The sequence below is a fragment of the Aeromonas sp. R7-1 genome (assembly GCF_040908115.1).
Classification (GTDB): Bacteria; Pseudomonadota; Gammaproteobacteria; order Enterobacterales; family Aeromonadaceae; genus Aeromonas; species Aeromonas caviae.
Map to the genome: position 1 here is coordinate 29590 of NZ_JBFODD010000063.1, position 25443 is coordinate 55032.

The 25443-nt window shown below is 63.3% G+C and carries 23 protein-coding genes; 16 read left to right on the top strand and 7 right to left on the bottom strand.

Features of this window, described 5'->3' with window-relative positions; translation table 11 throughout:
• The first annotated feature begins 3 nt into the window (after positions 1 to 3).
• From AB5Y51_RS18600 to AB5Y51_RS18615, 4 genes are all read left to right on the top strand, one after another.
• Positions 4 to 267: a YihD family protein gene (locus AB5Y51_RS18600; protein ID WP_010676098.1), complete on the top strand. Its 264-nt coding sequence runs from the start codon at positions 4 to 6 to the stop codon at positions 265 to 267.
• A 197-nt stretch (positions 268 to 464) separates the two neighbouring features.
• Positions 465 to 1913 (top strand): cytochrome c oxidase accessory protein CcoG, encoded by a 1449-nt coding sequence (gene ccoG / locus AB5Y51_RS18605; RefSeq protein WP_010676097.1) that lies wholly within the window; start codon positions 465 to 467, stop codon positions 1911 to 1913.
• Positions 1914 to 1987: 74 nt separating this feature from the next.
• The gene (locus AB5Y51_RS18610; protein WP_039039688.1) at positions 1988 to 2977 is read left to right on the top strand and encodes a serine/threonine protein kinase; all 990 of its coding nucleotides are present in this window, start codon (positions 1988 to 1990) and stop codon (positions 2975 to 2977) included.
• A 209-nt stretch (positions 2978 to 3186) separates the two neighbouring features.
• Positions 3187 to 3795 carry a thiol:disulfide interchange protein DsbA/DsbL gene (locus AB5Y51_RS18615; RefSeq protein ID WP_010676095.1) on the top strand — a complete coding sequence of 203 codons (609 nt, stop codon included), beginning with the start codon at positions 3187 to 3189 and terminating at the stop codon, positions 3793 to 3795.
• A gap of 73 nt (positions 3796 to 3868) precedes the next feature.
• Here the strand turns inward: AB5Y51_RS18615 and pncB are convergent, their stop codons facing one another.
• Positions 3869 to 5047 (bottom strand): nicotinate phosphoribosyltransferase, encoded by a 1179-nt coding sequence (gene pncB, locus AB5Y51_RS18620; protein ID WP_010676094.1) that lies wholly within the window; start codon positions 5045 to 5047, stop codon positions 3869 to 3871.
• A 101-nt stretch (positions 5048 to 5148) separates the two neighbouring features.
• A complete protein-coding gene (locus tag AB5Y51_RS18625; protein ID WP_368178949.1) occupies positions 5149 to 5784 on the bottom strand; it encodes a nicotinamidase in 636 nt (211 codons plus the stop codon).
• A gap of 74 nt (positions 5785 to 5858) precedes the next feature.
• Between AB5Y51_RS18625 and AB5Y51_RS18630 the strand changes: the two genes are divergently transcribed.
• The gene (locus tag AB5Y51_RS18630) at positions 5859 to 6509 is read left to right on the top strand and encodes a DNA mismatch repair protein MutT (RefSeq protein ID WP_029314880.1); all 651 of its coding nucleotides are present in this window, start codon (positions 5859 to 5861) and stop codon (positions 6507 to 6509) included.
• A gap of 76 nt (positions 6510 to 6585) precedes the next feature.
• Entirely contained in the window at positions 6586 to 7071 is a 486-nt protein-coding gene (locus tag AB5Y51_RS18635) for a DUF523 domain-containing protein (RefSeq protein WP_029314879.1), read from the top strand.
• On the opposite strand, the gene AB5Y51_RS18640 is transcribed toward AB5Y51_RS18635, so the two are convergent.
• From AB5Y51_RS18640 to AB5Y51_RS18650, 3 genes are all read right to left on the bottom strand, one after another.
• Entirely contained in the window at positions 7017 to 7973 is a 957-nt protein-coding gene (locus AB5Y51_RS18640; protein ID WP_221366026.1) for an acyltransferase, read from the bottom strand. The genes AB5Y51_RS18635 and AB5Y51_RS18640 overlap by 55 nt on opposite strands.
• Positions 7974 to 7980: 7 nt before the next feature.
• Complete coding sequence (locus tag AB5Y51_RS18645) at positions 7981 to 8880, bottom strand: acyltransferase (protein WP_039039683.1); 900 nt, start codon at positions 8878 to 8880, stop codon at positions 7981 to 7983.
• Positions 8881 to 9012: 132 nt separating this feature from the next.
• On the bottom strand, positions 9013 to 10530 hold the full coding sequence (locus AB5Y51_RS18650; RefSeq protein WP_052815775.1) for a YifB family Mg chelatase-like AAA ATPase: 1518 nt from the start codon (positions 10528 to 10530) through the stop codon (positions 9013 to 9015).
• A 384-nt stretch (positions 10531 to 10914) separates the two neighbouring features.
• On the opposite strand from AB5Y51_RS18650, the gene ilvG reads away from it, so the two are divergent.
• From ilvG to ompA, 6 genes are all read left to right on the top strand, one after another.
• Positions 10915 to 12561, top strand: coding sequence for an acetolactate synthase 2 catalytic subunit (ilvG, locus tag AB5Y51_RS18655; RefSeq protein ID WP_368178951.1), 1647 nt, complete (start codon positions 10915 to 10917; stop codon positions 12559 to 12561).
• Positions 12558 to 12815 carry an acetolactate synthase 2 small subunit gene (ilvM, locus tag AB5Y51_RS18660; RefSeq protein ID WP_010676086.1) on the top strand — a complete coding sequence of 86 codons (258 nt, stop codon included), beginning with the start codon at positions 12558 to 12560 and terminating at the stop codon, positions 12813 to 12815. The genes ilvG and ilvM overlap by 4 nt, the downstream gene beginning before the upstream one ends.
• A gap of 12 nt (positions 12816 to 12827) precedes the next feature.
• Entirely contained in the window at positions 12828 to 13760 is a 933-nt protein-coding gene (locus AB5Y51_RS18665; protein ID WP_368178952.1) for a branched-chain amino acid transaminase, read from the top strand.
• Between the two features lie 146 nt (positions 13761 to 13906).
• Complete coding sequence (ilvD, locus tag AB5Y51_RS18670) at positions 13907 to 15748, top strand: dihydroxy-acid dehydratase (protein ID WP_043153414.1); 1842 nt, start codon at positions 13907 to 13909, stop codon at positions 15746 to 15748.
• A 64-nt stretch (positions 15749 to 15812) separates the two neighbouring features.
• Positions 15813 to 17345, top strand: a complete 1533-nt coding sequence (gene ilvA / locus AB5Y51_RS18675; protein WP_010676083.1) for a threonine ammonia-lyase, biosynthetic — start codon at positions 15813 to 15815, stop codon at positions 17343 to 17345.
• Between the two features lie 240 nt (positions 17346 to 17585).
• On the top strand, positions 17586 to 18716 hold the full coding sequence (ompA, locus tag AB5Y51_RS18680) for a porin OmpA (protein ID WP_048209598.1): 1131 nt from the start codon (positions 17586 to 17588) through the stop codon (positions 18714 to 18716).
• A gap of 52 nt (positions 18717 to 18768) precedes the next feature.
• Here ompA and AB5Y51_RS18685 read toward each other — a convergent pair whose 3' ends face one another.
• Positions 18769 to 19164 (bottom strand): HPP family protein, encoded by a 396-nt coding sequence (locus tag AB5Y51_RS18685; protein ID WP_176698571.1) that lies wholly within the window; start codon positions 19162 to 19164, stop codon positions 18769 to 18771.
• 150 nt (positions 19165 to 19314) lie between these two features.
• Between AB5Y51_RS18685 and AB5Y51_RS18690 the strand changes: the two genes are divergently transcribed.
• Positions 19315 to 19854: a TetR/AcrR family transcriptional regulator gene (locus AB5Y51_RS18690; RefSeq protein ID WP_042016434.1), complete on the top strand. Its 540-nt coding sequence runs from the start codon at positions 19315 to 19317 to the stop codon at positions 19852 to 19854.
• Here AB5Y51_RS18690 and priA read toward each other — a convergent pair.
• Positions 19851 to 22058, bottom strand: a complete 2208-nt coding sequence (priA, locus tag AB5Y51_RS18695) for a primosomal protein N' (RefSeq protein WP_368178953.1) — start codon at positions 22056 to 22058, stop codon at positions 19851 to 19853. The two genes, AB5Y51_RS18690 and priA, sit on opposite strands and share 4 nt — an antisense overlap.
• Positions 22059 to 22205: 147 nt before the next feature.
• On the opposite strand from priA, the gene rpmE reads away from it, so the two are divergent.
• The 3 genes from rpmE (at position 22206) to AB5Y51_RS18710 (ending at position 25407) form a co-directional block, all read left to right on the top strand.
• Positions 22206 to 22421 (top strand): 50S ribosomal protein L31, encoded by a 216-nt coding sequence (gene rpmE, locus AB5Y51_RS18700; protein WP_010676078.1) that lies wholly within the window; start codon positions 22206 to 22208, stop codon positions 22419 to 22421.
• Between the two features lie 116 nt (positions 22422 to 22537).
• Positions 22538 to 23971 (top strand): DUF2867 domain-containing protein, encoded by a 1434-nt coding sequence (locus tag AB5Y51_RS18705; protein ID WP_368178955.1) that lies wholly within the window; start codon positions 22538 to 22540, stop codon positions 23969 to 23971.
• A 179-nt stretch (positions 23972 to 24150) separates the two neighbouring features.
• Positions 24151 to 25407, top strand: a complete 1257-nt coding sequence (locus AB5Y51_RS18710) for a malic enzyme-like NAD(P)-binding protein (RefSeq protein WP_045522880.1) — start codon at positions 24151 to 24153, stop codon at positions 25405 to 25407.
• The last annotated feature ends 36 nt before the right edge of the window (positions 25408 to 25443 follow it).

The window sequence follows — 25443 nt, forward strand, 5'->3', positions numbered from 1 at the left end:
TCTATGCAATGTCATCGTATCGAAGAGCTGCTGGAACTGCTGCAGCCTGCCTGGATCAAGGAGCAGGATCTCAGCCTGGTGCAGTTTGTTGCCAAACTGGCCGAGGAGGCGGGATTTGACGGTCCCCTGTCCGCACTGACCGACGACATGCTGATCTACCACCTCAAGATGCGGGAATCCGACAAGCAGGCGATGATCCCGGGGCTGGCCAAGGATCACGTGCCCGACTTCAAGGAAGCCCTGCTCAAGGCACGCGGCATCAAGTAATCCGGCCGTCACATCGCCATCAGAGAAAGGCTTCAAGAGAATCTGTGAAAAGGCGCATAGTCAACTGGCTATGGGCCTTTTTTGTTGCCTGAAATTGCGACGGGACTCGAACTATAGATACATTTAACCCACACAATTAGCAGGTTGTTTAAGATATAATCGCTTTCATAACAGTATGAGTGGAGCGATGTGTTGCAATGGCCGACAAGGACAAGATCGACATCAAGGATGTGACCGGTGACGTCACCGGGACCTTCAATCCCAACACCTTCAAGGCGGGAGATGACAGGTTCAACCCCGGCAACCGCATCTATGTCCGCTCCCAGACCGGCTACTGGCAGCGGGTGCGCAAGGCCATGGGCTGGTTCTTCGTCGCGCTCTTTGTCCTCCTGCCCTGGCTGCGTTATGACGGCCGTCAGGCGGTGCTGTTCGATCTGGAGCACCAGCAGTTCCACATCTTCGGTGCCACCATCTGGCCGCAGGATCTCACCCTGCTGGCCTGGGTCTTCATGATCGCGGCCTTCGCCCTCTTCTTCGTGACCACCTTCCTGGGCCGGGTCTGGTGCGGCTATCTCTGTCCCCAGACGGTGTGGACCTTCCTGTTCATCTGGTTCGAGGAGAAACTGGAAGGGGCCGCCAACAAGCGCCGCAAGCTGGATGCGGCGCCCTGGAGCGGCGAGAAGCTGGCCCGGAAGGGCGCCAAGCACCTGGCCTGGATCCTGCTGTCGCTGGGCACGGGGCTGACCTTCGTCGCCTACTTCCAGGATGTCTTCCACCTGGTGCCCGATTTCTTCACCCTGCAGGCGGGAGGCTGGGTCATCTTCTGGGTGCTGTTCTTTGCCGCCTGCACCTATGGCAACGCCGGCTGGATGCGCGCCATCATGTGTATCCACATGTGCCCCTATGCCCGCTTCCAGTCCGCCATGTTCGACAAGGACACCTACATCGTCGGCTATGACAGCCAGCGTGGCGAGACCCGCGGCGCCCGTGGTCGCAAGGCCGATCCCAAGGCCCTGGGGCTGGGGGACTGCATCGACTGCGACCTCTGCGTGCAGGTCTGCCCGACCGGTATCGACATCCGTGACGGTCTGCAGTACGAGTGCATCAACTGCGGCGCCTGTGTCGACGCCTGCGACCAGACCATGGAGCGGATGGGGTATCCGAAAGGGCTCATCAGTTACACCACCGAGCACAAGCTGGCCCACAGTGAAACCCAGGTGGCGCGGCCCAAGCTGATTGGCTATGGCCTGGTGATGGTCGTCATGCTGGGGGTCTTCGTCTATAACGCCATGTCCATCATGCCCATGGGGCTCGACATCCTGCGGGATCGCAACCAGCTGTTCCGGGAAAACAGTGAAGGGCTCATCGAGAACACCTATACCCTGAAGATCCTCAACAAGACCCTGAACTCCCAGACCTACCGGCTGGACGTGGAAGGGCTGCCGGAGTACCAGTGGTTCGGACCCCGCGAGGTGACCCTGAAGGCGGGCGAGATCTATACCCTGCCGGTGAGCCTGGCGGTGGATCCCTTCAATCTGAAGCGCCCCACTCTGGACGTCCAGTTCGTGCTCAAGCGGGAAGGCGCGGCGCCGGACGACAGCAAGGGGACCTTGCGCCAACCGAGCAAGTTTATCAGCAGGTTGTGACGGCAAGGCGCACCGCCATGCACGGCAACGGCAGACAGTGGTGATAGAATGGGGCGCAACAGCGCCCCTTTTCTATGGTGGATGACATGCGTTTCAACTATTCCGACCTCAATCCCGATCTCATCATGGATGCCATCGATCTCAGCGGCTTGCGCATCGACTCCGGCCTTATCGAGCTCAACAGTTACGAGAACCGCGTCTATCAGTTCCAGGATGAGGATCGCCGTCGCTACGTGGTGAAGTTCTACCGCCCCGGTCGCTGGAGCCGGGCCCAGATCCTGGAAGAGCACGCGTTTGCCGCTCGCCTCTGTGAAGCTGAGATCCCGGTCGCCGCTCCCATTGCCTTTGCCGGCGAGACCCTGCTGGAGCATCAGGGCTACCCGTTTGCCATCTGGCAGAGCGTTGGGGGGCGTCAGTTCGAGGTGGACAACCTGGACCAGCTGGAGTGGGTGGGGCGTTACCTCGGTCGCATCCACAGCGTCGGTGCCAGCCACGCCTTTCATCACCGGGTTCCGCTGGATGTGGAGAGCATGCTGCACGAGCCGCGTCAGTTGCTGGCGGCAGGCGAGTGGTTGCCGAGCGGGCTGGCCAAGTCCTTCTTCGGGGTGCTGGATGAGCTGATCCGGCACGTATGCGACGCCATGACCCTGGATGTGGCGCGCATCTCCCTGCATGGGGACTGCCACCCGGGCAACATTCTGTGGCGTGACGGCCCCCTGTTTGTCGACCTCGACGATTGCCGCACCGGCCCCGCCATCCAGGATCTCTGGATGATGCTGAACGGGGAGCGTCATGAGCAGCAGATCCAGCTCGATACCCTGTTGGCGGGGTATGAGGAGTTCATGGAGTTCGACCCGCGGGAGCTGGCGCTCATCGAGCCGCTGCGCGCCATGCGCATCGTCCACTACATGGCCTGGCTGGCAAGACGCTGGGAAGATCCCGCCTTCCCCCGCCACTTCTCCTGGTTCAACACCGAACACTACTGGCGCCAGCAGATTGCGACCCTGCATGATCAGCTCGAGGCATTGAAGGCCCCGCCGCTCAGCCTGATGCCGCAGTGGTAGGGGCGTGAACCCGGCAGATCGCCACGCCACGGGGCGTCCGCTGGTGGTGTCGCCCGCACCATTGCCACAGCGGCAAGGTGCCCGTGGGAGGCGGGATGGCGGTCCCGCCTGTCTGCCTTTGCCATTGACGGCACGAGGGTGAGGCAATAGGCTTGGACTGCTTCGGTTCGCCGGGCGTGCCTCACAGTGATCCCTTAACAGGAAACGTCATGAAAAAAGTACTATTTTTCCTCGCTGCCATGCTGATGATCCCCATGGTTCACGCCGCCCCGCAATTCAAGGAAGGTGTCAACTATGACGTGGTCAGCCAGACCGGCAGCGCCCAGCCGGAAGTGATGGAGTTCTTCTCCTATTTCTGCCCGCACTGCGCCAAGTTCGAGCCGATTGCCGAGGATCTGAAGAAGAGCCTGCCGGAAGGCGTGCCGATGAAGAAGAACCCGGTGGCCTTCCTGGGCCGTGAAATGGGCCCCGAGATGCAGCGTGCCTACGCCGTCGCCAATCTGCTGAACGTGGAAGGCAAGCTGACCCCGGCCATCTTCGACAAGATCCACACCCAGCGCCAGATCCCCCAGAGCCGCGCCGACGTGAAGCAGGTCTTCGTGGACAATGGCGTGCCGGCCGAGGAGTTCGACGGTGCCGTCGACAGCTTCGCCGTCTCCGGCATGGTCTCCCAGTTCGATCGCAACACCGAGAGCTACAATGTGCGCGGTGTGCCGGCCTTCCTGGTCAACGGCAAGTACATGGTGAAGATTGAATCCATCACTTCCCAGGAGCAGTTCAACCAGCTGGTGAAATTCCTGCTGGCCAAGAAGGACTGATCATTCCTGAGTCGATAAAAAGCCCGCCGGTGCAAACCGGCGGGCTTTTTGTTTGGCGTCTCGCGGGCCTGACTCAGACCCCGACGTGGAAGGCCTGCTTGAGGTTGCGAATGAAGTCCGCATCCCGGCAGAGGGTCTTGCCCGGGCTGTCGGAGATCTTGGCGACCGGGCCGCCGTTGCACTCCATCAGCTTGAACACGATGTTCATCGGGCTGACGCCGGGCAGATCGCAGGTGAGCTTGGTGCCGATGCCGAAGCTGGTGTTGATGCGGCCACGGAAGTGGCGCAGCAGCTCGACGGCCTTGTCGAGGTTGAGCCCGTCGGAGAAGACCAGCGTCTTCTCGGCAGGGTCGATGCCGAGCCGCTGATAGTGGCTGATGGCCTTCTCTCCCCATACCACGGGATCGCCGGAGTCGTGGCGCAGCCCCTGGTAGCGGCTCGCCAGCTCGAAGTCGAAGTCACGCAGGAAAGCATCCATGGTGATGCAGTCGGTGAGCGCGATACCGAGGTGGTTGGTGAATTCGTCCAGCCAGCTGGTGAGGGCGGCGCGCTGGCTGAGCTCCAGCGGGAAGCCGAGCTGCTGGTGGGCCTGGAACCACTCGTGGGCCTGGGTACCCACCGCGGGCAACCGGTACTTCTGGGCCAGCAGGTAGTTGCTGGTGCCGCGAAACGCTGGCAGCCGCTCTTTGAGGCGACCCACCACGGCGTCTTGTACCGCGAGGGAGAAGCGGCGACGGGTGCCGAAGTCGATGAGGTTGAACTCGCTCATCTCCTCCCGGCTCAGCTCCCGTTCCAGCTTGTCGATCTTCTGATCGAGCCGCTCCAGTGCCTGGCTGACGCCGAACTGGGGATAGCGGAAGCGGTTGCGCATCTCGCTGATGATGGCGAGCACCGGGATCTCCCACAGGATCACGTCCTGCCAGGGGCCTTCGACCCGCACATTGATGCGGCCATCCTGCTCGAACACCTTGAGCAGGGAGGCGTCCAGCGGCTTGCGGCGCAGGTGGTCCAGGTAGTCAGGCGTGAAGAAGGGGCGTTCGGCCAGAAAGTCGAGTTCGGACCGGGTCAGGCGCAGGGAGCCGGCGAGGCGCAGTTGTTCCTCGATCTGGCCCATCATGGGCAGCAGGTCTTCTTCGTTGCGGCTGTGGAACTCGGCGACGACGTCGGCATCCGGATAGCGATGGAACACCGCCTGCTGCATGTGCAGCTTGTAGGCATCGGTGTCGAGCAGGCTGTGGAGGATGGGAGGCATATCAGGCTCCTGTGATGAGTGCTGCGCGGGCAACGCACTCTGGCTGCATCTGTGACGGGTGGGCGCCGGTGTCGGGTGGGCAGTGGAAAATGGAAGGCATGTCAGGCATCCAGCAGGCGTTGAATGTCGGCCAGGGTCTGGGCCAGCTCGGCGCCGGCCTCGATCATCCGGGTGCGGGCCTGGTCGATTGTCTCGGGGGCGATGCCGCGGCAGGCGTCGAGGTGGACGATGACCCGGAAACCGGCGCGACGCAGTTGCAGCACGCTGGTCTTGACGCAGTAGTCGGTGGCGAGGCCGCCGACCAGCACGGTAGTGACGCCGCGGGCGTGCAGAAACTCGATAAGCCCGGTGCTGCGGCGCTCCGCCAGGTCGTGATAGCAGACGCCATAGGGATGCAGGTCCGGCTCGACCCCCTTCCAGACGAAGAAGTCGTAGTCGATGGGGGCGGGCAGGCCGTCGAGCAGCTCGAACCCAGGTGTGCCGGGCACGCAGTGGGCCGGCCAGGTGAGATCGGCATTCGCCAGAGCAAGGGGTTGCAACATGGCGCCGGGTTCGGTCACCACCCAGGGGGCGTTCGCGGGGTGGGCATCCTTGCTGCCGGTTCGCAGGGTGGCGAGGGCAGCCTGGGCATTGAGCGCCGCCACTATGGTATCCCCGCCAGCGACGGGCAGCTCGTTCGGGCAGAGGGGGGTGAATCCCTTCTGCGCATCAATATCCAGGCTGGCGATGATTCCCATGGATGGCTCCTTCACATAATATTCTTGTGATATTATCTACCAAACATTATTAGAAGGCGAGCAGGTCGACCAGGATGCCGAGAATGAGTCTGGATATGGTGGTGCTGCGGTTGCGCGAGGAGCGGCTCGAGCTGCTTCTCGAGACCCGGGATCGCCCCCCCTTTGCCCACTGCTGGCAGTTGCCGGCCCTGCGCATCGACGAGACCCGGGATCGGGATCTGGACGCGGCTCGCCATCGCCTTCTGGCAGAATGGGGGCTGGAGCACTGCTACAGCGAGCAGGTCTGTACCCTCGGCAACCTGGAGCGGGATCCCCGCGGTTGGTCCACCACCCTCGTCTATCTCTGTCTGGCGGATCCCGATGGGGGGGCGGTGCGCGGTCGCTGGCATCCTCTGGACGATCTGCCCGGCCTGCAACTCGCCTTCGATCACGGCAAGTTGGTCGCCATGGGGCTGGAGAGGCTGCGGATCAAGAGCCGTTACAGCACTCTGCCGCTGCATCTGCTGGGGGCGGAATTCACCCTCTCCGAGGTGCAGCGGGCGTTCGAGATCGTCCTGCAGACCCCCATGAACACGGCCGCATTTCGCAAACGGCTCCACCGTGCCGACATCCTGGTGGATACAGGGCGCAAGCGCACCGGCAAGCAACGTCCCGCCATCCTCTATCGGCTGGAGACCCCCTGTTGCGTCATGTTCGATCAGGTGATGCACGGTGCGGAAGCATAAACCGATGTCTGCGAAAGCCGGATTGTCGCCCCATAGCGGGTCTGGTGCACTGGCACCTCACACAGGAAGTGCAAACATGGGAGAGACGGGAATGCACAAGGTGCTGGTGAGCGCCTGCCTGCTGGGTCAGCCGGTGCGTTACGACGGCCAGAGCAAGGGGATTGTCAGCGACTGGCTGCAGGCGCTGGGAGCCGAGGGGCGGGCACTGGCCTTCTGCCCCGAAGTGGCGGGTGGCCTGCCGACGCCACGCCCCCCTGCCGAGCGCCAGGGGGAGCGGGTGGTCACCGAAAGCGGGCTGGATGTGACTGCCGAGTTCGACCGGGGCGCCGCCCTTGCGCTGGCCCTCTGTCAGCAGCAGGACATTCGCTTCGCCCTTCTGAAGGAGGGGAGCCCCTCCTGCGGCAGCGGCCGCATCTACAATGGCCGCTTCGAAGGGGTTTCACTGGCGGGAGAGGGCAAGACCACGGCTTTGCTGCGCCGCCATGGCATCGCGGTGTTCAGCGAGGATCAGCTGCCCGAACTGGCCTCGGCGCTCGCCTTGGCTGCCTGCGGATCGGTCTGAGCCGCCGCATCGGCCGCCTGCCACTGCGCCAGCACGTCGTCTTTTTCCTTCCAGCGTGTGTTCAGCCACTCCTGGAAACCGCGTTTGAACTGCTTGTCGTTGAAGTAGTCCCCCACCAGTTGCTCGTCCACCGGCAGCTCCTCGATCCGCACCCGGATGCGCTTCATCTTCCCCATCAGGAAATCCTTGAAGGGGGTGTCGGGGTTGTCCGGGTAGCTGATGGTGACGTTGATCAGGCTGTCGAACTGATCGCCCATGGCTGCCAGGGTAAAGGCGAGTCCTGCCGCCTTGGGGGGCATGAGATGGCGATAGCGGGAGCGGGCGGCCTCGCGCTTCTGATCGGTGAAACGGGTCCCCTCCACGAAGTTGATGACGGTGGTGGGAATGTGGCGAAACTTCTCGCAGGCGCTGCGGGTGGTCTCGATATCCTTGCCTCGCAGATGCGGATTTCTTAACAGAAACTCTCTCGAATAGCGGCGCATAAAGGGCATGTCCAGCCCCCAGCACGCGAGCCCCAGCAGCGGGATGTAAATGAGCTCGTGCTTCATGAAGAACTTGGGCACCGGCAGACGATTGCGAAACAGGTGGCCGAGCACCACGATATCGGTCCAGCTCATGTGGTTGCTGATAATGAGATACCAGCCATCCTTGCGCAGCCGGGTATTGTCCTCAATCTGCCAGTCTATGCGGGTAGTGAGGCGGATCACCAGGGCGTTGCAACCGAGCCACAGGCCCATGAAGCGATTGTTGAGCCGGCTGCAGGCGCGACCAAAGGCCGGCACGGGCAGCAGCAGTTTGGCCAGAGAAACCAGCAGGATCAGGCTGGCACACAGGGCGGTAAACAGTATGGTCAGGCCGGCGCTGATGAACAGCACCAGGGGGCCCGGGAGCAGGTTTGGCATGAGTGTCTTACTGCGTCTTGTCCGCCAGCAGCTTATCCAGGGTCTGGTCCTTCTCGTGCCAGATCCCGTTCAACCACTGTTGAAACTCTTGTTGGAACTCGGGGTCATTGAAGTAATCCCCCACCAGATTGCGTTCGATCGGCAGAAAGCGGACCCGAACCTTGATCTCCTTGACCCGACCGCACATGAAGTCCCAGTAGCTGGGGACGCCGCCGGGATAGGCGATGGTCACATCCACCAGCTTGTGCAGTTGATCCCCCATGGCCGCCAGGGTGAAGGCGATGCCCCCTGCTCTCGGGTGCAGCAGATGACGATAGGGTGCCCCTTGCCTGTCGTGCTTGCCGACGGTGAAGCGGGTCCCTTCCACGAAGTTCATCACACTCACCGGCATATGGCGGAAACGGGCGCACGCCTTGCGCGTGGTTTCTATGTCTTTTCCCCTCAGATGCGGGTGCTTTTCCAGAAATTTTCGGGAATAACGCCGCATGAATGGGAAATCCAGCGCCCACCAGGCCAGACCGAGAAAAGGTACCCAAATCAGTTCTTTCTTGAGGAAAAACTTCAGGAAGGGGATTTTTTGATTAAAAATCCGCTGCAATACCAGTATGTCGACCCAGGATTGGTGGTTGGCAATCACCATATACCACTCATTCCGGCGCCCTTTGTCCACTCCGACCACATCGAAAGGGGTGTTGATGATGGTTTTCTGGATCAGATTGTTAAAACCTATCCAGTGGGTGGCGCAGCCGTCCAGGAGGGTGTTGCAGAGACGTCGCGCCCCCTTGAAGGGCAGCAGCAGCTTGATGAGGCCAAGCAGCAGGACGGGGACAAACCAGAACAGGGTGTTGATGAAATAGAGCAGGGTCGAGAGGCTGCCGCGCAGTCGCTCTATCAGCTTGTTGGGCATGGTGGAATCCGTCTTCGTATCGGTGGATGGCAACCAAGTGGTCAGATCTGTTGCCATAATATCAGCCGGCCCACGACTAGACCATGGTGGCGCCCTTTCCGGGTCGGGTGGTGGCTGCTGTCGTTCCCCCGCTCACTGGCCCCCGCGCAGCCGCGACAACAGCCTGTCCATGGCACGATAGCCCAGGGCTTCGATCAGATGCGCTCTCTCGATGGTGGCGTGCCCCGCCAGATCGGCGATGGTGCGCGATACCCGCAGGATGCGGTGCCAGGCCCGGATGCTGAGCCCCAGCTTCTGGATGGCACCTTCCAGAAACTCGGCATCCTGTGGCGATAATCTGCAAACATCTTCGATTTCACGACTATCCAGCAGGTTATTGAGTTTTCCGCTGCGACTCAGCATGCGCTCTCGCGCCCCCAGCACCCGTTCGCGTATCTGCTGGCTTGATTCCCCCCGCTCCGCCTTGCCGGTCAGGCTCCCCCTGGGCAAGAGCGGGACCTCTACCGTCAGATCGAACCGATCGAGAAAGGGGCCGGAGAGCTTGCCCAGATAGCGCAGGATCTGATCCGGGCTGGAGCGGGTCTGGCCGTCGCCATAATGGCCGCAGGGGCTGGGATTCATGGCACCCACCAGCTGGAAGCGGGCGGGAAAATCCACCTGGCGGGCGGCACGACTGATGGTGATGTGCCCGGTCTCCAGCGGCTCGCGAAGGGAGTCGAGCACCTTGCGCTCGAACTCCGGCAGTTCATCCAGAAACAGGACCCCGTTGTGGGCGAGGGAAATTTCGCCAGGCCTGGGATGGGTACCCCCGCCCACCAGCGCCACTGCCGAGGCGCTGTGATGGGGCGTACGATACGGCCTGTGGTGCCAGTGGCCGGCGCGGGGGGTGAGGCCGCCGATGGAGTGGATGGCTGCGGTCTGCTGCGCCTCCTGTTCGCTCAGCGGTGGCAGAATGCCGGGCAGACGGCTGGCCAACATGCTCTTGCCGGTGCCGGGGGGGCCGATGAACAGCAGGTTGTGGCTGCCAGCTGCGGCGATCTCCAGCGCCCGCTTCGCCTGGGACTGACCGATCACATCCTGCAGATCCGGCACGTCGGGCAGGGTCTCCGCGCTCTGGGGTTCCGGCAGCGGCAGTTCGTACTGGCCCGCCAGCCAGGCGGTGACCGCCAGCAGCTGGTGGGCGGTGCGCACCTCGGCATCCTGTATGAGGGAAGCCTCCGGACCGTTCTCCCGTGGGACCAGCAGGGTGCGCCCCGCGTCGCGGCAGGCGAGCACCGAGGGGAGCACCCCAAGCACGGGGCGGATCTCGCCCGTCAGGGCCAATTCCCCTAAAAATTCGTGATCTAGCAGGTATTTTGCCGGTATCTGCTTGGATGCGGCGAGAATGCCGATAGCGATGGCCAGGTCGAAGCGGCCCCCCTCTTTGGGCAGATCCGCAGGGGCCAAGTTGACCGTGATGTGCTTGGCCGGAAATTCGAAATTGCCGTTGAGCAGGGCGCTGCGCACCCGATCCCGCGACTCTTTCACCGAGGTTTCCGGCAACCCCACCATGTTGAAGGCGGGCAGGCCGTTGGAGAGGTGCACCTCCACCGTGACTTGCGGCGCCGCTATCCCCAAGCTGGCACGGCTATAAACAACAGCTAATGACATAAATACCGTCCTTGGTTTGATGTATATGCTGGTTAACCGTTTTTTATTAGTTTTTTGTTCCAGTCGTCAGGTTTCAGAGCAGTTAAAATCAGAGTCTTGTCAGGTAAAAAGTGCTTGCCCAATAAAAATCACCGTGCTAGTTCTAATAGCCATTCGCGGCAAGCTCCGCTCCCATTTCACAGGATTTCCGGTTGTAACTATGAACATGGCCTCCCGTTTCGTCAGCATTATTGTGGTCCTAGTGGTGATTATTATCTCACCGCTCGGGGCTCGTTTGGCTGCACGGAACAAGGGATAGACCCACCACCGGACAGAACGAAACAAGCGACCCCCGAGCCTCACGGCCCGGGGGTTTTTTTTCGACCAAAGGACAGGATTTTCCACATGAACGGCGCGCAGTTTTTGGTACAGGCTCTCAAAAAACAGGGTGTGACCCAGGTGTTTGGTTACCCGGGCGGGGCCATCATGCCGGTCTATGACGCCCTGTATGACGGTGGCCTGGCCCATCAGCTCTGCCGCCACGAGCAGGGTGCCGCCATGGCTGCGGTGGGTTATGCCCGCGCTTCCGGTCAGGTGGGGGTCTGCATCGCCACCTCTGGCCCCGGCGCCACCAACCTGGTCACCGGCCTCGCGGAGGCACTGCTCGATTCGGTACCGCTGGTGGCCATCAGCGGCCAGGTGCCCTGCGCCGCCGTCGGTACCGATGCCTTTCAGGAAGTGGACGTGCTCGGCATGTCCCTTTCCTGCACCAAGCACTCCTTCATGGTGACGGACCCGGCGGATCTGGGACGGGTCATTGCCGAAGCCTTCGCCATCGCCACCGAAGGGCGTCCGGGCCCCGTGCTCATCGACCTGCCCAAGGATGTGCAACTGGCCGCCGTTCCCTCTCAAAGCCCGCTGTTTGCAGTGGAGGAACCCGACCCCCTGAATCCGGCCGAACTGACGGTCGCCCGCACGCTGCTGGCCGCTGCCGAGCGTCCGGTACTCTACGTTGGCGGCGGGGCGGGCATGGCCAATGCCGAGCAGCAGCTGCGCGACTTTGCCGCCACCACGGGGATGCCGGCGGTCACCACCCTCAAGGGGATAGGTGCCCTCGACCCCGACAGCCCCGTTTATCTGGGCATGCTCGGCATGCACGGTACCAAGGCCGCCAACCTGGCGGTGCAGCAGTGCGATCTGCTGGTGGTGGTAGGCGCCCGTTTCGATGATCGGGTGACCGGCAAGCTGGAAGAGTTTGCCCCCGAGGCGAAGGTGATCCACCTGGATGTGGACGCCGCCGAGTTCGGCAAGCGCCGCGCCGCCGATGTGGGCATCACCACGGATCTCAAGCGTGTGCTGCCCGCCCTGGCGATGACGCTGACCCTCGACCCCTGGCGCGAGCACTGCGCCACCATGGCTCGGGAATACGCCTTCCGCTACGACCATCCGGGTCAGGCCATCTACGCCCCGGCCCTGCTCAAAGAGCTTTCAAGCCAGCTGCCTGACACCAGCGTGGTGGCCTGCGACGTGGGTCAGCACCAGATGTGGGTGGCCCAGCACATGCGTTTCACCAGCCCGCGCAACCACCTGTCCAGTGCCGGTCTCGGCACCATGGGCTTCGGCCTGCCCGCCGCCATCGGCGCCAAGATGTCGCGCCCCGATGACGAGGTGGTGCTGGTGAGCGGTGACGGCTCCTTCATGATGAACGTGCAGGAGTTCGGCACCATCCGCCGCGCCCGGCTCAAGGTGAAGATGGTGCTGCTGGACAACCAGCGCCTCGGCATGGTGCGCCAATGGCAGGAGCTGTTCTTCGACGGTCGCTACAGCGAGACCAATCTGTCCGATAACCCCGATTTCGTCGCCCTGGCTGCCGCCTTCGGCATCCCCGGCGAGACCATCACATGTAAAGAAGAGATAGGTCCGGCACTGGATCGCCTGCTGGCGAGCGAGAGTGCCTATCTGCTGCATGTGGCTATTTCAGAGGAAGAAAATGTCTGGCCCCTGGTTCCGCCAGGAGTCGCCAACCACAAGATGATGGAGCAACGCCCATGAACCAGCTCAATACCAGCACCCTGGAAATCCATGCCCAACCCAGACCCGAAGTGATGGAACGGGTGCTGCGGGTGGTCCGTCACCGCGGTTTCAATCTCTGCGCCCTCAACATGGAGCAGGATTGCCAACAGCTGCGGATCACGGTTACTGTCGAATCGGTACGTCCCATCCAGCAGTTGTGGAGCCAGCTGGTGAAGCTGGTGGATGTCTCCCGGGTCGATGCACTGGAACAGCAACCCCGGATCAGAGCTTAAGGAGCCAAGCCAATGTCACAGCCTTCTCACCCTCAATACATCTGGTTCAACGGCAAGATGGTGCCCTGGCAGGATGCCCAGGTCCACGTCATGAGCCATGCCCTGCACTACGGATCCTCGGTGTTCGAGGGGGTGCGGGCCTATGACACTCCCAAGGGGACCTGCATCTTCCGCCTGCAGGAGCACACCCGCCGCCTGTTCGACTCCGCCAAGATCTACTGGATGGACGTCCCCTACAGCGAGTCCGAAGTGAATGAAGCCTGCCGCACCGTGGTGCGCGAGAACGGCCTGAAGAGCGGCTACCTGCGCCCGCTGGCCTTTGTCGGCAACGTGGGGCTGGGGCTGCATCCGCCGCTGGATGCCAAGGCCGATCTGATGATCGCCGCCGTTCCCTGGGGCGCCTATCTGGGGGAAGAGGGGCTGAAGAACGGGGTGGATGTGTGCGTCACCTCCTGGAACCGGCTCGCGCCGAACACTATCCCCACCGGCGCCAAGGCCGGTGGCAACTATCTGTCGTCCCAGCTCATCAGCCGCGAGGCCAAGCGCAACGGCTTCGCCGAGGGGCTGGCGCTGGATGTGAACGGCTATCTGAGCGAAGGGGCGGGGGAGAACCTGTTCCTGGTGAAGAACGGCGTGCTGTTCACACCGCCCGCCACCGCCGCCATCCTACCCGGCATCACCCGCGACACCATCATGACGCTGGCGCGCGACTTGGGTTACGAGGTACGCGAGCAGGCGCTGCCCCGTGAAGCGCTGTACGTCGCAGACGAAATCTTCATGACCGGCACCGCCGCCGAGGTGACCCCGGTGCGCTCGGTGGATCGGATGAAGGTGGGCGCCGGTTGCCGTGGCCCGGTGACCGAGCAGTTGCAGAACGCCTTCTTCGGCCTGTTCAACGGCAAGACCGAGGAGAAGTGGGGCTGGCTGACGCCGGTCAACGACTGATGAGAGCGGGGAGGCGTCACGCCTCCCCGAGTCGCTTCCGGTGAAGGCTCCCCGAGGTGCCTTCACCAGGATCGATTCCCGATCCGCGAATCACACATTCATGTTGAAAGACAATGCGCCCCAGGGGCATTCAGGGAGTAGAGACAATGCCGAAGTTGAGATCCGCCACCACCACCCACGGACGTAACATGGCCGGGGCCCGCGCCCTCTGGCGTGCCACCGGCATGACCGATCAGGATTTCGGCAAGCCCATCATCGCCGTGGTCAACTCTTTCACCCAGTTCGTGCCGGGCCACGTCCACCTCAAGGATCTGGGCCAGCTGGTCGCCCGCGAAATCGAGGCGGCTGGCGGGGTCGCGAAGGAGTTCAACACCATCGCCGTGGATGACGGCATCGCCATGGGCCACGGTGGCATGCTCTATTCCCTGCCGTCCCGCGAACTCATCGCCGACTCGGTGGAGTACATGGTCAACGCCCACTGTGCCGACGCCATGGTCTGCATCTCCAACTGCGACAAGATCACCCCGGGGATGCTGATGGCTGCCCTGCGCATCAATATCCCGGTCATTTTTGTCTCCGGCGGTCCCATGGAAGCGGGCAAGACCAAGCTCTCCGACCAGATCATCAAGCTGGATCTGGTGGACGCCATGATCCAGGGCGCCGACCCCAAGGTCTCCGACGCCCAGAGCGATCAGATCGAGCGCAGCGCCTGCCCCACCTGCGGCTCCTGCTCCGGCATGTTCACCGCCAACTCCATGAACTGCCTGACCGAGGCACTGGGTCTCTCCCAGCCGGGCAACGGCTCCCTGCTGGCGACCCACGCCGATCGCGAGCAGCTGTTCAAGCTGGCGGGCCAGCGCATCGTCACTCTGGCCAAGCGCTGGTATGAGCAGGACGATGCCTCGGCACTGCCGCGCAACATCGCCACCAAGGCGGCGTTCGAGAACGCCATGGCGCTCGACATCGCCATGGGCGGCTCCACCAATACCGTGCTGCACCTGCTGGCGGCAGCCCAGGAGGCGGGCGTCGACTTCACCATGGCCGACATCGACCGCATGTCCCGCAAGGTGCCCCAGCTTTGCAAGGTGGCGCCCTCCACCCAGAAGTACCACATGGAAGACGTGCACCGCGCCGGCGGCGTGGTCGCCATCCTGGGTCAGCTGGAAAAAGCGGGCCTGGTACACGGGGATACCCGCAACGTGCTGGGTACTTCTCTGGTGGAGCTGCTGGCCGAATATGACGTCAGTCGCAGCAATGACAAGGGGGTTCACGACTTCTACCGTGCAGGTCCTGCCGGCATCCGTACCACCAAGGCGTTCAGTCAGGATTGCCGCTGGCCCGAGCTGGATCTGGACCGCGCCGAGGGGTGCATCCGCTCCTTCGATCACGCCTACAGCCAGGAAGGTGGCCTGGCGGTCCTCGCTGGCAACCTCGCCCTCAACGGGGCCATCGTCAAGACTGCCGGGGTGGACGAGGAGAACCTCACCTTCCGCGGCCCGGCCCGGGTATTCGAGAGCCAGGAGAGCGCGGTGAGCGGCATTCTGGACGGAACGGTGAAAGCCGGTGAAGTGGTGGTGATCCGCTACGAGGGCCCGAAAGGGGGCCCCGGCATGCAGGAGATGCTCTACCCCACCACCTATCTGAAATCCATGGGATTGGGCAAGGCGTGTGCCCTCATCACCGACGGTCGCTTCTCCGGCGGTACCTCGGGTCTCTCCATCGGTCATGTCTCCCCGGAGGCGGCCTCTGGCGGCACTATCGGTCTGGTGGAGGATGGCGACATCATCAACATCGACATCCCGGCCCGCAGCATGGTGCTGGAGGTGGCCGACAGCGTGCTGGCTGCTCGTCGCGCCGCCGTCTCTGCCCGTGGCTGGAAGCCGGTCGATCGTCAGCGCGAGGTCTCCTTTGCCCTGCGTGCCTACGCCATGTTCGCCACCAGCGCCGACAAGGGCGCGGTGCGCGATCGCACCCTGCTGGGGGAGTGAGAGGATGAACTGTCATGATATGGGCGCATTGCGCGCCCTTCGCCACGAGACGGGGGTATAAACCATGGTCTCTGCGGCGGATTATCTACGCAAGGTACTGCTCTCCCCCGTCTACGAGGCGGCGAGGGTCACCCCTTTGCAAACCCTGAAGAAACTCTCCGAGCGGCTTGGCAATCACGTCAGCCTGAAGCGGGAGGATCTGCAACCGGTTCACTCCTTCAAGCTGCGCGGCGCCTACCACAAGATCGCCACCCTGACCCAGGAGCAGAAAGAGCGCGGCGTCATCGCCGCCTCCGCCGGCAACCACGCCCAGGGGGTCGCCCTGTCGGCCGCCAAGCTCGGCATCAAGGCGATCATCGTGATGCCCAAGACCACGCCGGACATCAAGATCGACGCGGTGCGCCGTCAGGGCGGCAACGTCATGCTGTTTGGCAACAGCTTTGATGAGGCCTACGGCGAGAGCCGCCGACTCGCCGAGTTGGAGGGCTACACCCTGATCCCGCCGTTCGACGACGTTGAGGTGATCGCCGGCCAGGGCACCATCGGCAAGGAGCTGCTGGAGCAGGATACCCACCTCACCCACGTCTTCGTGCCGGTGGGCGGCGGCGGCCTGGCCGCCGGGGTGGCGGTCTACATCAAGCAGCTGCTGCCGGATGTGAAGGTGATCGGGGTGGAGGCGGAGGGGTCCGCCTGCCTCAAGGCGGCGCTGGCGGCCGGCGAGCCGGTCAATCTGGACCGGGTCTCCCTGTTTGCGGACGGGGTGGCGGTCAAGCGCATCGGCGAGGAGACCTTCCGCCTGTGCAACCAGTATCTGGACGAGGTGGTGACCGTCTCCAATGACCAGATCTGCGCCGCGCTCAAAGACATCTTCGACGACTGCCGCGCCATCGCCGAGCCATCGGGGGCCTTGTCGCTGGCCGGCCTCAAGGCCTACAGCGAGCGGGAGCAGGTCAAGGGGGGCCGGATGGCGGCCATTCTGTCCGGTGCTAACGTCAACTTCCACAGCCTGCGCTACGTCTCCGAGCGTTGCGAGATCGGCGAGAAGCGCGAGGGCATGCTGGCGGTGACCATCCCCGAGCGCAAGGGGGCCTTCCTCGACTTCTGCCGTCAGCTGGGGCCGCGCATGGTGACCGAGTTCAACTACCGCTACGCCGATGCCGAGCAGGCGTCGCTGTTCGTCTCGGTGCGCCTCACCGGCGGTGACGAGGAGCTGGGCCAGATCATCGATCAACTCGGCGGCAACGGTTATCCGGTGGTCAACATGACCGAGAGCGAGCTGGCCAAGAACCACGTGCGCTACATGATTGGCGGCCGCCCGGCCCGGCCCCTCGGTGAGCGTCTCTACAGCTTCAAGTTCCCGGAGCAGCCGGGGGCCCTGATGCGCTTCCTCGAGACCCTGGGCTGTCGCTGGAACATCAGCCTGTTCCACTACCGCAACCACGGCGCCGACTACGGACGGGTGCTCTGCGCCTTCGAGCTGCCGGACGAGGACGTGGCGGCTTTCCACGACTACCTGCACGAGATTGGCTACGGCTGGAAAGAGGTGAGCGAGGATCCCGCCTACCGACTGTTCCTGGCGAGCCAGGGCAGCCAGTGAGCCATCCCCTTGCCAGATGAAAAACGAAGAGCCCGGCTCTTCGTTTTTTTATGGGCAACGCGTCGGCCCCCATGATGGGGGCACGGTGGCTGATAATGTCGCCAATATCACACTCCTGAGACCCTGGTCGTTTGAGGCTGGTTGCAGATGGGATAATCTGAATGCGGGGCTTGGGTTCAGGGCCCCGTCAGGGAAGAGAGACGCAGCCGCGTCATAACAATTCATTGCAGGGGCTCATCCATGAACAGATCTATGCTCGCCGTCCTGATCGGCGCTTTGATGGCAACAGGGACGGTGCAGGCTGCCGCCCAGGACAACACCTGGTATGTCGGCGGCAAGGCCGGCTGGTCAAATTATTACGGGGTGGATTACAACGCTCAGGTCGAAGAGCTGTTCGATGCGACCAAGGTGAACGAGAACAGCGATGATCTCGGTCTGGGGCTGTTTGCCGGTTATCAGGTGAACAGAAACGTGGCGGTTGAGCTCGGCTATGACTGGCTCGGCAAGTATCAGGTGGACAAGCACTACTCGGGCAACGGGGTTGATTTCGCACTCGATGGCGAGGCCAAGGCCCAGATGGTGCAGGCCACCATGAAGATTATCCTGCCTGCAACCTCGGCACTGGATATCTACGGCCGTCTCGGGGGGGCCTATGCCTGGACCGAGAGCTCACTCAACGTCAGGGCCAGCGATGGCACCAGCAGCCTCTCCGAATCCCATGAGGGCAACAAATATCATGGTGCCGCCTTTGTCGGGGCGCTGGGGGTCGAATACGCCATCGACAAGGATTGGGCCGCCCGCCTCGAATACCAGTACACCACCCCCCTTGGGAAGACTTCCCTCGACGAGTCAGGCATCGAGATGGACAACGGCCTGCTGTCGGTCGGCATGCTCTATCGCTTCGGCCAGATCGGCGACGAGCCGGTGGCACCAACGCCTGCGCCCGAACCTGCGCCCGCCCCGGCCCCCGTGCTGGTGGAGAAGCAGTTCAGCCTGGATTCCGATGTGCTGTTCGAGTTCAACAAGGCGACCCTGAAGCCAGCCGCCAGTCAGGCCCTCGACAACCTGTTTGCCCAGATCCTGGCAGCCAATCCGAAAGACGGGGTGGCGACGGTGATCGGTCATACCGACCGCATCGGCTCGGAGGCCTACAACCAGTCCCTTTCCGAACAGCGTGCCCGCACGGTGGCGGATTATCTCATCGCCAAGGGATTGTTTGCCGACAAGGTGCGTGCCGAAGGGCGGGGAGAGTCTTCGCCCGTGACCGGGGGCAGCTGCCCGGATGGCGCCAAGGCGCAGATGATCGCCTGTCTGGCCCCGGATCGCCGGGTCGAGGTACGCCTGACCGGGGTCTCCCAGGTCGCCGAATAAGCCATCTTTGCCTTGCTATTAAACAACGAGGGGGCCTTGGCCCCCTCGTTGTTTATGTGGGTGTGAGTCGTGACGTTTGCAGCCGCCTGGCGCAATGACTCACCATGATCAGCAGCAAGGTGCCGGGCAGCACGGTTTGCCAGAGGAAAGGCCAGGACTGGGTGGTGAGCAGGATCAACAGTGGATTGGCTCCGGCAGGGGGGTGGATCAGCCCCAGTCCCTGCATGAGTGCAATGGACAGGCCCACACCCAGCGCCAGCTTGAGTTCCATCGGTAGCGGTAGCAATTGCACCACCAACCCCACGGTGGCCGATAACAGGTGGCCTCCCAGCACGTTCTGCGGACGGGCCAGCGGACTGTCCGGCAGGGAGAAGAGCAACACACAGCTTGCCCCGAACGGTGCCATCAACAGGGTCGACTGCCAGCTCATGTCCAGCCAGCCGAGCAACATTATGGCCAGGCAGGCACCGAGCCCTGCCAGCCAGGCACTTCGCCATCGTCTTGTTTCCATCTCCTGTCTCCTTGTCTGTGCCGGATCACTTGATCCAGCCTGCGACATTAGGTAGACAGATCGGTGTACTTCAAGAGGAAAGTCATCATGAGCGACAAACGGCAACAGCTGATGACGACAGCCTATCGGCTGTTCAATCGTCACGGCTTTCACGCCACCGGCATCGATCGCATCTGGGCCGAGGCGGGCAGTACCAAACGTACCCTCTATCGCCACTTCCCCACCAAGGATGCCTTGATCGAAGCGGTGCTGATGGCACGGGATGCGGAGTTCTTTACCCTGCTCGATGCCAGGATGGATGGGGTGTCGGGGCGGGAGGCCAGGTTGCTGGCGCTGCTCGATGGCTTTGCGGACTGGTTTGGCCGCAGCGACTTCTACGGCTGCAACTTCATCAACGCGAGCGCCGAGTTCTCCGATCCTCGCCACCCGGTGCGCAAGCTGGTGGTGGCCCACAAGCGTGCGTTGCTGAACTGGGTCAGGGAGGCCCTCGAATGCACCGAGGTGCAGGCCACCGGGTTATGCCTGCTGCTGGAAGGGGCCGTGGTGATGGCCCACAGCTATCAGCAGCCTCTGGCTCTGGAACAGGCCAGGGTGTTGGCGGAGGCCGTGCTGGCAGAGCCGCGCTAGTTCAGTTCCGTGGGGTCGATATCCAGACTCCAGCGCACCCGCTTGCTCTCGGGCCACCCCTCCAGCTCCTTCACCGCCCAGTCGAGCAACTGGGCCAGCGGTGCTCGGTTGGGCCCCTGCACCAGCAGCTGCATGCGAAACTTGCCCGCCTTGCGCTCCATGAAGCCGCTGATGGGCCCCAGCACCTGCACCTGGGGATAGCGGGCGCTGCGCAGGGTATCGGCGAGACGACTGAGGAACAGCTGTACCTCGTCGCGGCCGTTGGCCTCGGCCCGGAACAGCCCCTGATAGCTGAACGGTGGCAGCCCCAGCAGGCGGCGCTCTTTCAGCGCCGTGTCGGCGAAGTGGCCATAGCCGTTCTGGGTCAGATCCTGCAGCAGGGCGTGTTCGGGATGGTGGCTCTGCAGCACCACCAGCCCGGGTTTGCTGGCACGACCAGCCCGGCCCGCCACCTGGGTGTAGAGCTGGGCCAGCTTCTCGGCGGCGCGAAAATCGGCGCTGAACAGGGCGCCATCCACATCCAGCAGCCCCACCAACGTCACATCCGGGAAGTGGTGGCCCTTGGCCAGCATCTGGGTACCGATCAGGATCTTGTACTTGCCCGCCTTGATGTCGCCGAGGTGGGTTTCGAGCTCCCCCTTGCGGCGGGTGTTGTCTCGGTCGATGCGCACCACCGGATATTGGGGAAAAACGGTGCCAAGCAGCTGCTCCAGCTGCTCTGTGCCGACCCCGGAGCCGATGAGCTCGCTGCTGCCGCACTCTGGGCAGTGGTGGGGCAGCGGGCGCACGCTGTCGCAGTGGTGGCAGTGCAGCCGCCGACCGGCCTGGTGCCAGGTGTACCAGGCGTCACAGCGCTCGCAGGCGGCACTCCAGCCGCACTGGTGGCAGATGAGTGCCGGCGCATAGCCCCGGCGGTTGAGAAACAGCATCACCTGGTTGCCCGCTGCCAGATGCTCGGCCATCAGCTGCTCCAGCTGGGGGGAGAGCCCGGCCTGCAGCCGCACGTTCTTGATGTCGAGGATCACCTGGCGAGCGGTCTGGGCGTTGCCGGCGCGCCGGGTCAGGCTGAGGTGGTGATACTTGCCGCTGCGGGCGTTGTGCAGCGTCTCCAGCGACGGGGTGGCAGATCCAAGCAGGATAGGAATGCCGGCGCGATGGGCCCGCATCACCGCCAGATCCCGGGCGTGGTAGCGAAAGCCGTCCTGTTGCTTGAAGGAGCCGTCGTGCTCCTCGTCGATGATGATGATGCCGAGGTCCTTGAACGGCGTGAACACCGCGGATCGGGTGCCGATCAGAATGGCGGCACCGCCGTCGCGGCAGGCGAGCCAGGCATCGAGCCGCTCCCTGTCGTTCATGGCGGAGTTCATCGCCACCACGGGCACGTTGAAGCGGCGCCGGAAGCGGTTGATGGTCTGGGGGGTGAGGCCGATTTCCGGCACCATCACCAGCGCCTGCTTGCCCGCCTTGAGCAGGGGCTCGAGGATGCTGAGGTAAACCTCGGTCTTGCCGGAGCCCGTGATGCCGTCCAGCAGGAAGGCACCGAACTTGTTGCTCTGGCTGGTGACGGCGGCCACCGCCAGTGCCTGCTCGCCGTTGAGGCGCAGCCCCTCACCCGGCTCGAAGCGGGTGGCCCAGTCGCCATCATGGCTCGGCTCCAGCGAGCGCTTCTCCAGCAGTCCCTTCTTCTCCAGCGCGGTGAGGGCCGTGCTCTGGATCTCCTCCTGTTTGAGGGCGGAGGGGGTCTGCGGCCCCTTGCGCAGCAAGGCGAGGGCCTGTTGCTGCTTGGCCGCCCGCTTGAGCTCGTTGAGGTCGATGGCCATGCCCGCATCGGTGGCAAACCAGAACTCCAGCTCCCGATAGGCGGCGGGCTCCCCCTTGCGCACCAGCACAGGCAGGGCGTGGGGCAGCACCTCCCCCAGCGGGTGCTGGTAGTAACCAGCGCTCCAGGCCATCAGCGCCAGGATGTCGGGCCCCAGCACGGGGGCGCTGTCGAGCACCCTCTTCAAGGGCTTTAATTTGTTGCGGGGGACCTGGCTCTCGGTCGGGTGATCCACCACCAGACCGACCAGGGTCTGCGGGCCGAACGGGATCTCGACCCGGCAACCGGGGGCAGGCAAGGGCAGGGGAGAGAGATAGTCGAAATGACGGCGTAACGGCACCGGCACAGCCACACGAACCAGATCCAGCGTTTGGGAAGAATTCACCAGGGGTTGCCTATTTTTTCTGCGAAGCCACTTGCCTGATCTCAGGCGTTTCCTATATTATTCGCAGCCTTTGAAACTGTGTTCAACAATCGTGTGGTGTCCGACAAGAGATCGGATGGCGACACGGCCTGATAATTGAGGTTGTCCATGAAAGCTGGTATCCATCCTGACTACGTAGCCATCACCGCCAAGTGCTCTTGCGGTAACGTCATCAACACCTTCTCTACCATCGGTAAAGATCTGAACCTGGACGTGTGCTCCGAGTGCCACCCGTTCTACACCGGCAAGCAGAAAGAAGTTTCTAGCGGCGGCCGCGTAGACAAGTTCAACAAGCGTTTCGGTGGCTTGACCTCCAAGAAGTAATCTTGCTTCTGAAGAATTCTGAAAAAGGCGCCCATCGGGTGCCTTTTTTATTGGCCGCCATTCTGTAATTCCCCGCTTTGCCCTATGGTGTTGGCTCAACCAAGGGAGAAGAGCCGATGCGTACATGTCTGGTGATGGGAGCTGCCGGGTACATAGGATCCTACCTGGTGCCCCATCTGCAGGGTCTGGGGTACAGGGTCATCGCCGGGGCCCGTCGTCCCTGCCGTCTGCCGGAGGGGGTGGCGTTTCGCCTCGCCGACAGCCTCAAGCCTGCCACCCTGCCCCCTGCGCTGGCGGGGGTCGACACCGTCTTCTATCTGGTACACGCCATGGGGGCGGGGGCCGGTTTTCACCGGCTGGAGCAGCAGGGAGTGAAGAACTTCGCCGCTGCCGCCCGTGCCGCCGGGGTGCGCCGCATCGTCTATCTCGGGGCCATCCAGCCCGAGCCCTGCAACAGTCGCCACCTCAACTCCCGGCGCTACTGTGGCGAGCTGTTTCGCAGCGCAGGGGTGCCCACGGTAGAGCTGCGTGCCGGCATCATCATAGGCCCCGGCTCGGCGGCGTTCGAGGTGATGCGGGATCTGGTGTACAACCTGCCCATGATGGTGACGCCCAAGTGGGTGCGCTCCCGCACGCCCCCCATCGCCCTCTCCAACCTCTTGCACTATCTGGGCGGGCTGGTGGAAGCCGACGGGGTGGATGGCCAGATCTTCAATGCGGCCGGCCCCGAGCTGCTCAGCTACCAGCAGCAGCTCCAGACGTTCGCCGCCCACATCGGCAAACGCTGCCCCATCATTCCGATCCCCTTTTTGAGCCCCCGGCTCTCCGCCTGGTGGCTGCAGTTCGCCACCTCGGTTCCCCAGCCCATCGCCAAGGCGCTGGTGGGGGGGCTCAAGCACGACATCCCGGCGGATGACGGCCCCTTGCGCGCCCTGCTGCCCCAGCATCTGCTCAGCTTCGATGAGGCGCTGGCGGAGAGCCTGGCGCTGGAGCAGAGGCTCGGTGCCGAGCAGCACGGGGAGGAGACGCCCCTTGGTCTGCGCTGGCGCCATCCCGAATATGGCTTCTACGACCGCACCGCCAGCGGGGAGGCGGATTGCCTCGCCGCCCCCGAGGTGGTGTGGCAGGTGTTGCAGCAGCTGGGGGGTGAGCAGCGCTACTTCTACATGAACGAGCTGTGGGTGGTGCGCGAGTGGATGGATCATCTGATCGGCGGCCCGGCCCGGACCCGGGGACGCACCAACCCGGATCGCTTCGTGAAGGGGGACATGCTGGACTCCTGGCAGATCCTCGGGGTGGATGAAGGACGCAGGCTGGATCTGTTGTTCAACATGAAGGCCCCCGGCGTCGGTCGGCTGGAGTTCAACATCCAGCCCCTGGAGTCCGGCCTGACCCGGCTGCGGGTGACGGCCCACTGGCATCCGCAGGGGGCCTGGGGGCTGGCCTACTGGCTTGCCATGCTGCCGTTTCACCTCTTCATCTTCCAGGGGATGACGGAGGCCATCGCCCGGCAGGCAGAGGCAAAAGCCGGCATTCCAGTCATGGATTGAAATCGAATCTATAACTAATTGGGTAATTATGGGTGGCATGACATGCTACTGACTAGCGTGTCATTGCTATCCAGCGATATTTTATGCTGTGAAAGGGCGGGGGATTTCTTTATGATCCTCAGCCCTCGCCCGCTGGCGAGCCAACGCATCACTCATTCATTTCCGTATCGGGGTCCCCCATGTCCGATCAGCAGCACGATCTCCGCCAACAGGCACTCGACTACCACGCCCAACCCGTTCCGGGCAAAATCGCCATCGCCCTCACCAAGCCCGCCGAGACCGCTCGCGATCTGGCGCTGGCCTACAGCCCGGGCGTAGCCGAACCGGTACGCGAGATCGCCGCCAATCCGGCCGATGCCTACCGTTACACCGGCAAGGGCAACCTGGTGGCCGTCATCTCCAACGGCACCGCCATCCTGGGGCTGGGCAATCTGGGCCCGCTGGCCTCCAAGCCGGTGATGGAGGGCAAGGCCCTGCTGTTCAAGCGCTTTGCCGGCATCGACGCCATCGACATCGAGGTGAAGCACGAGACCAGCGCCCAGTTCATCGATACGGTGGCCGCCATCGCCGACACCTTTGGCGGCATCAACCTGGAAGACATCAAGGCCCCCGAGTGCTTCGAGATTGAAGAGGCGCTGATCGCCCGCTGCGACATCCCGGTGTTCCACGATGACCAGCACGGTACCGCCATCGTCACCGCCGCCGGGCTGCTCAACGCGCTGGAAGTACAGGGCAAGGAGATTGGCACCAGCCGCATCGTCTGCATGGGCGCCGGTGCCGCCGCCACCGCCTGCATGGATCTGCTGATCAAGTGCGGGGCTGCGCCGCACAACATCTTCATGCTGGACCGCCAGGGTGTGATCCACAGTGGCCGCACCGATCTCAACCAGTACAAGCAGCGTTTCGCCAACGACACCCCCCTGCGTACCCTGATGGATGTCATCGACGGGGCTGACGTCTTCGTCGGCGTCTCCGGCCCGGACGTACTGCCCGCCGAGGCGGTGGCCCTGATGGCCCCCAACCCGGTGATCTTCGCCTGTTCCAACCCGGACCCCGAGATCAAGCCTGCCCTGGCTCACGGAGTGCGCGGGGATCTCATCATGGGAACCGGCCGCTCGGACTACCCGAACCAGATCAACAACGTGCTCTGCTTCCCCTTCATCTTCCGCGGCGCCCTCGACGCCCGTGCCAGCCGCATCAACGATGCCATGAAGATCGCGGCAGTGGAGGCTATCCGGGCTCTGGCCAAGGAGCCGGTGCCCGCCGAGGTGCTGACCGCCGCTGGCGTGAGTGAACTCGCCTTCGGCAAGGATTACGTCATTCCCAAGCCCATGGACGCCCGCCTGCTGCCGCGGGTTGCCCGTGCCGTGGCACTGGCGGCGGTTGCCTCCGGGGTGGCCCGCATCGAACTGCCAGGGGATTACATGCTGGGTTGAGTCACGGCAAGCGCGTAAAAAACAGAAGGGGCCCCC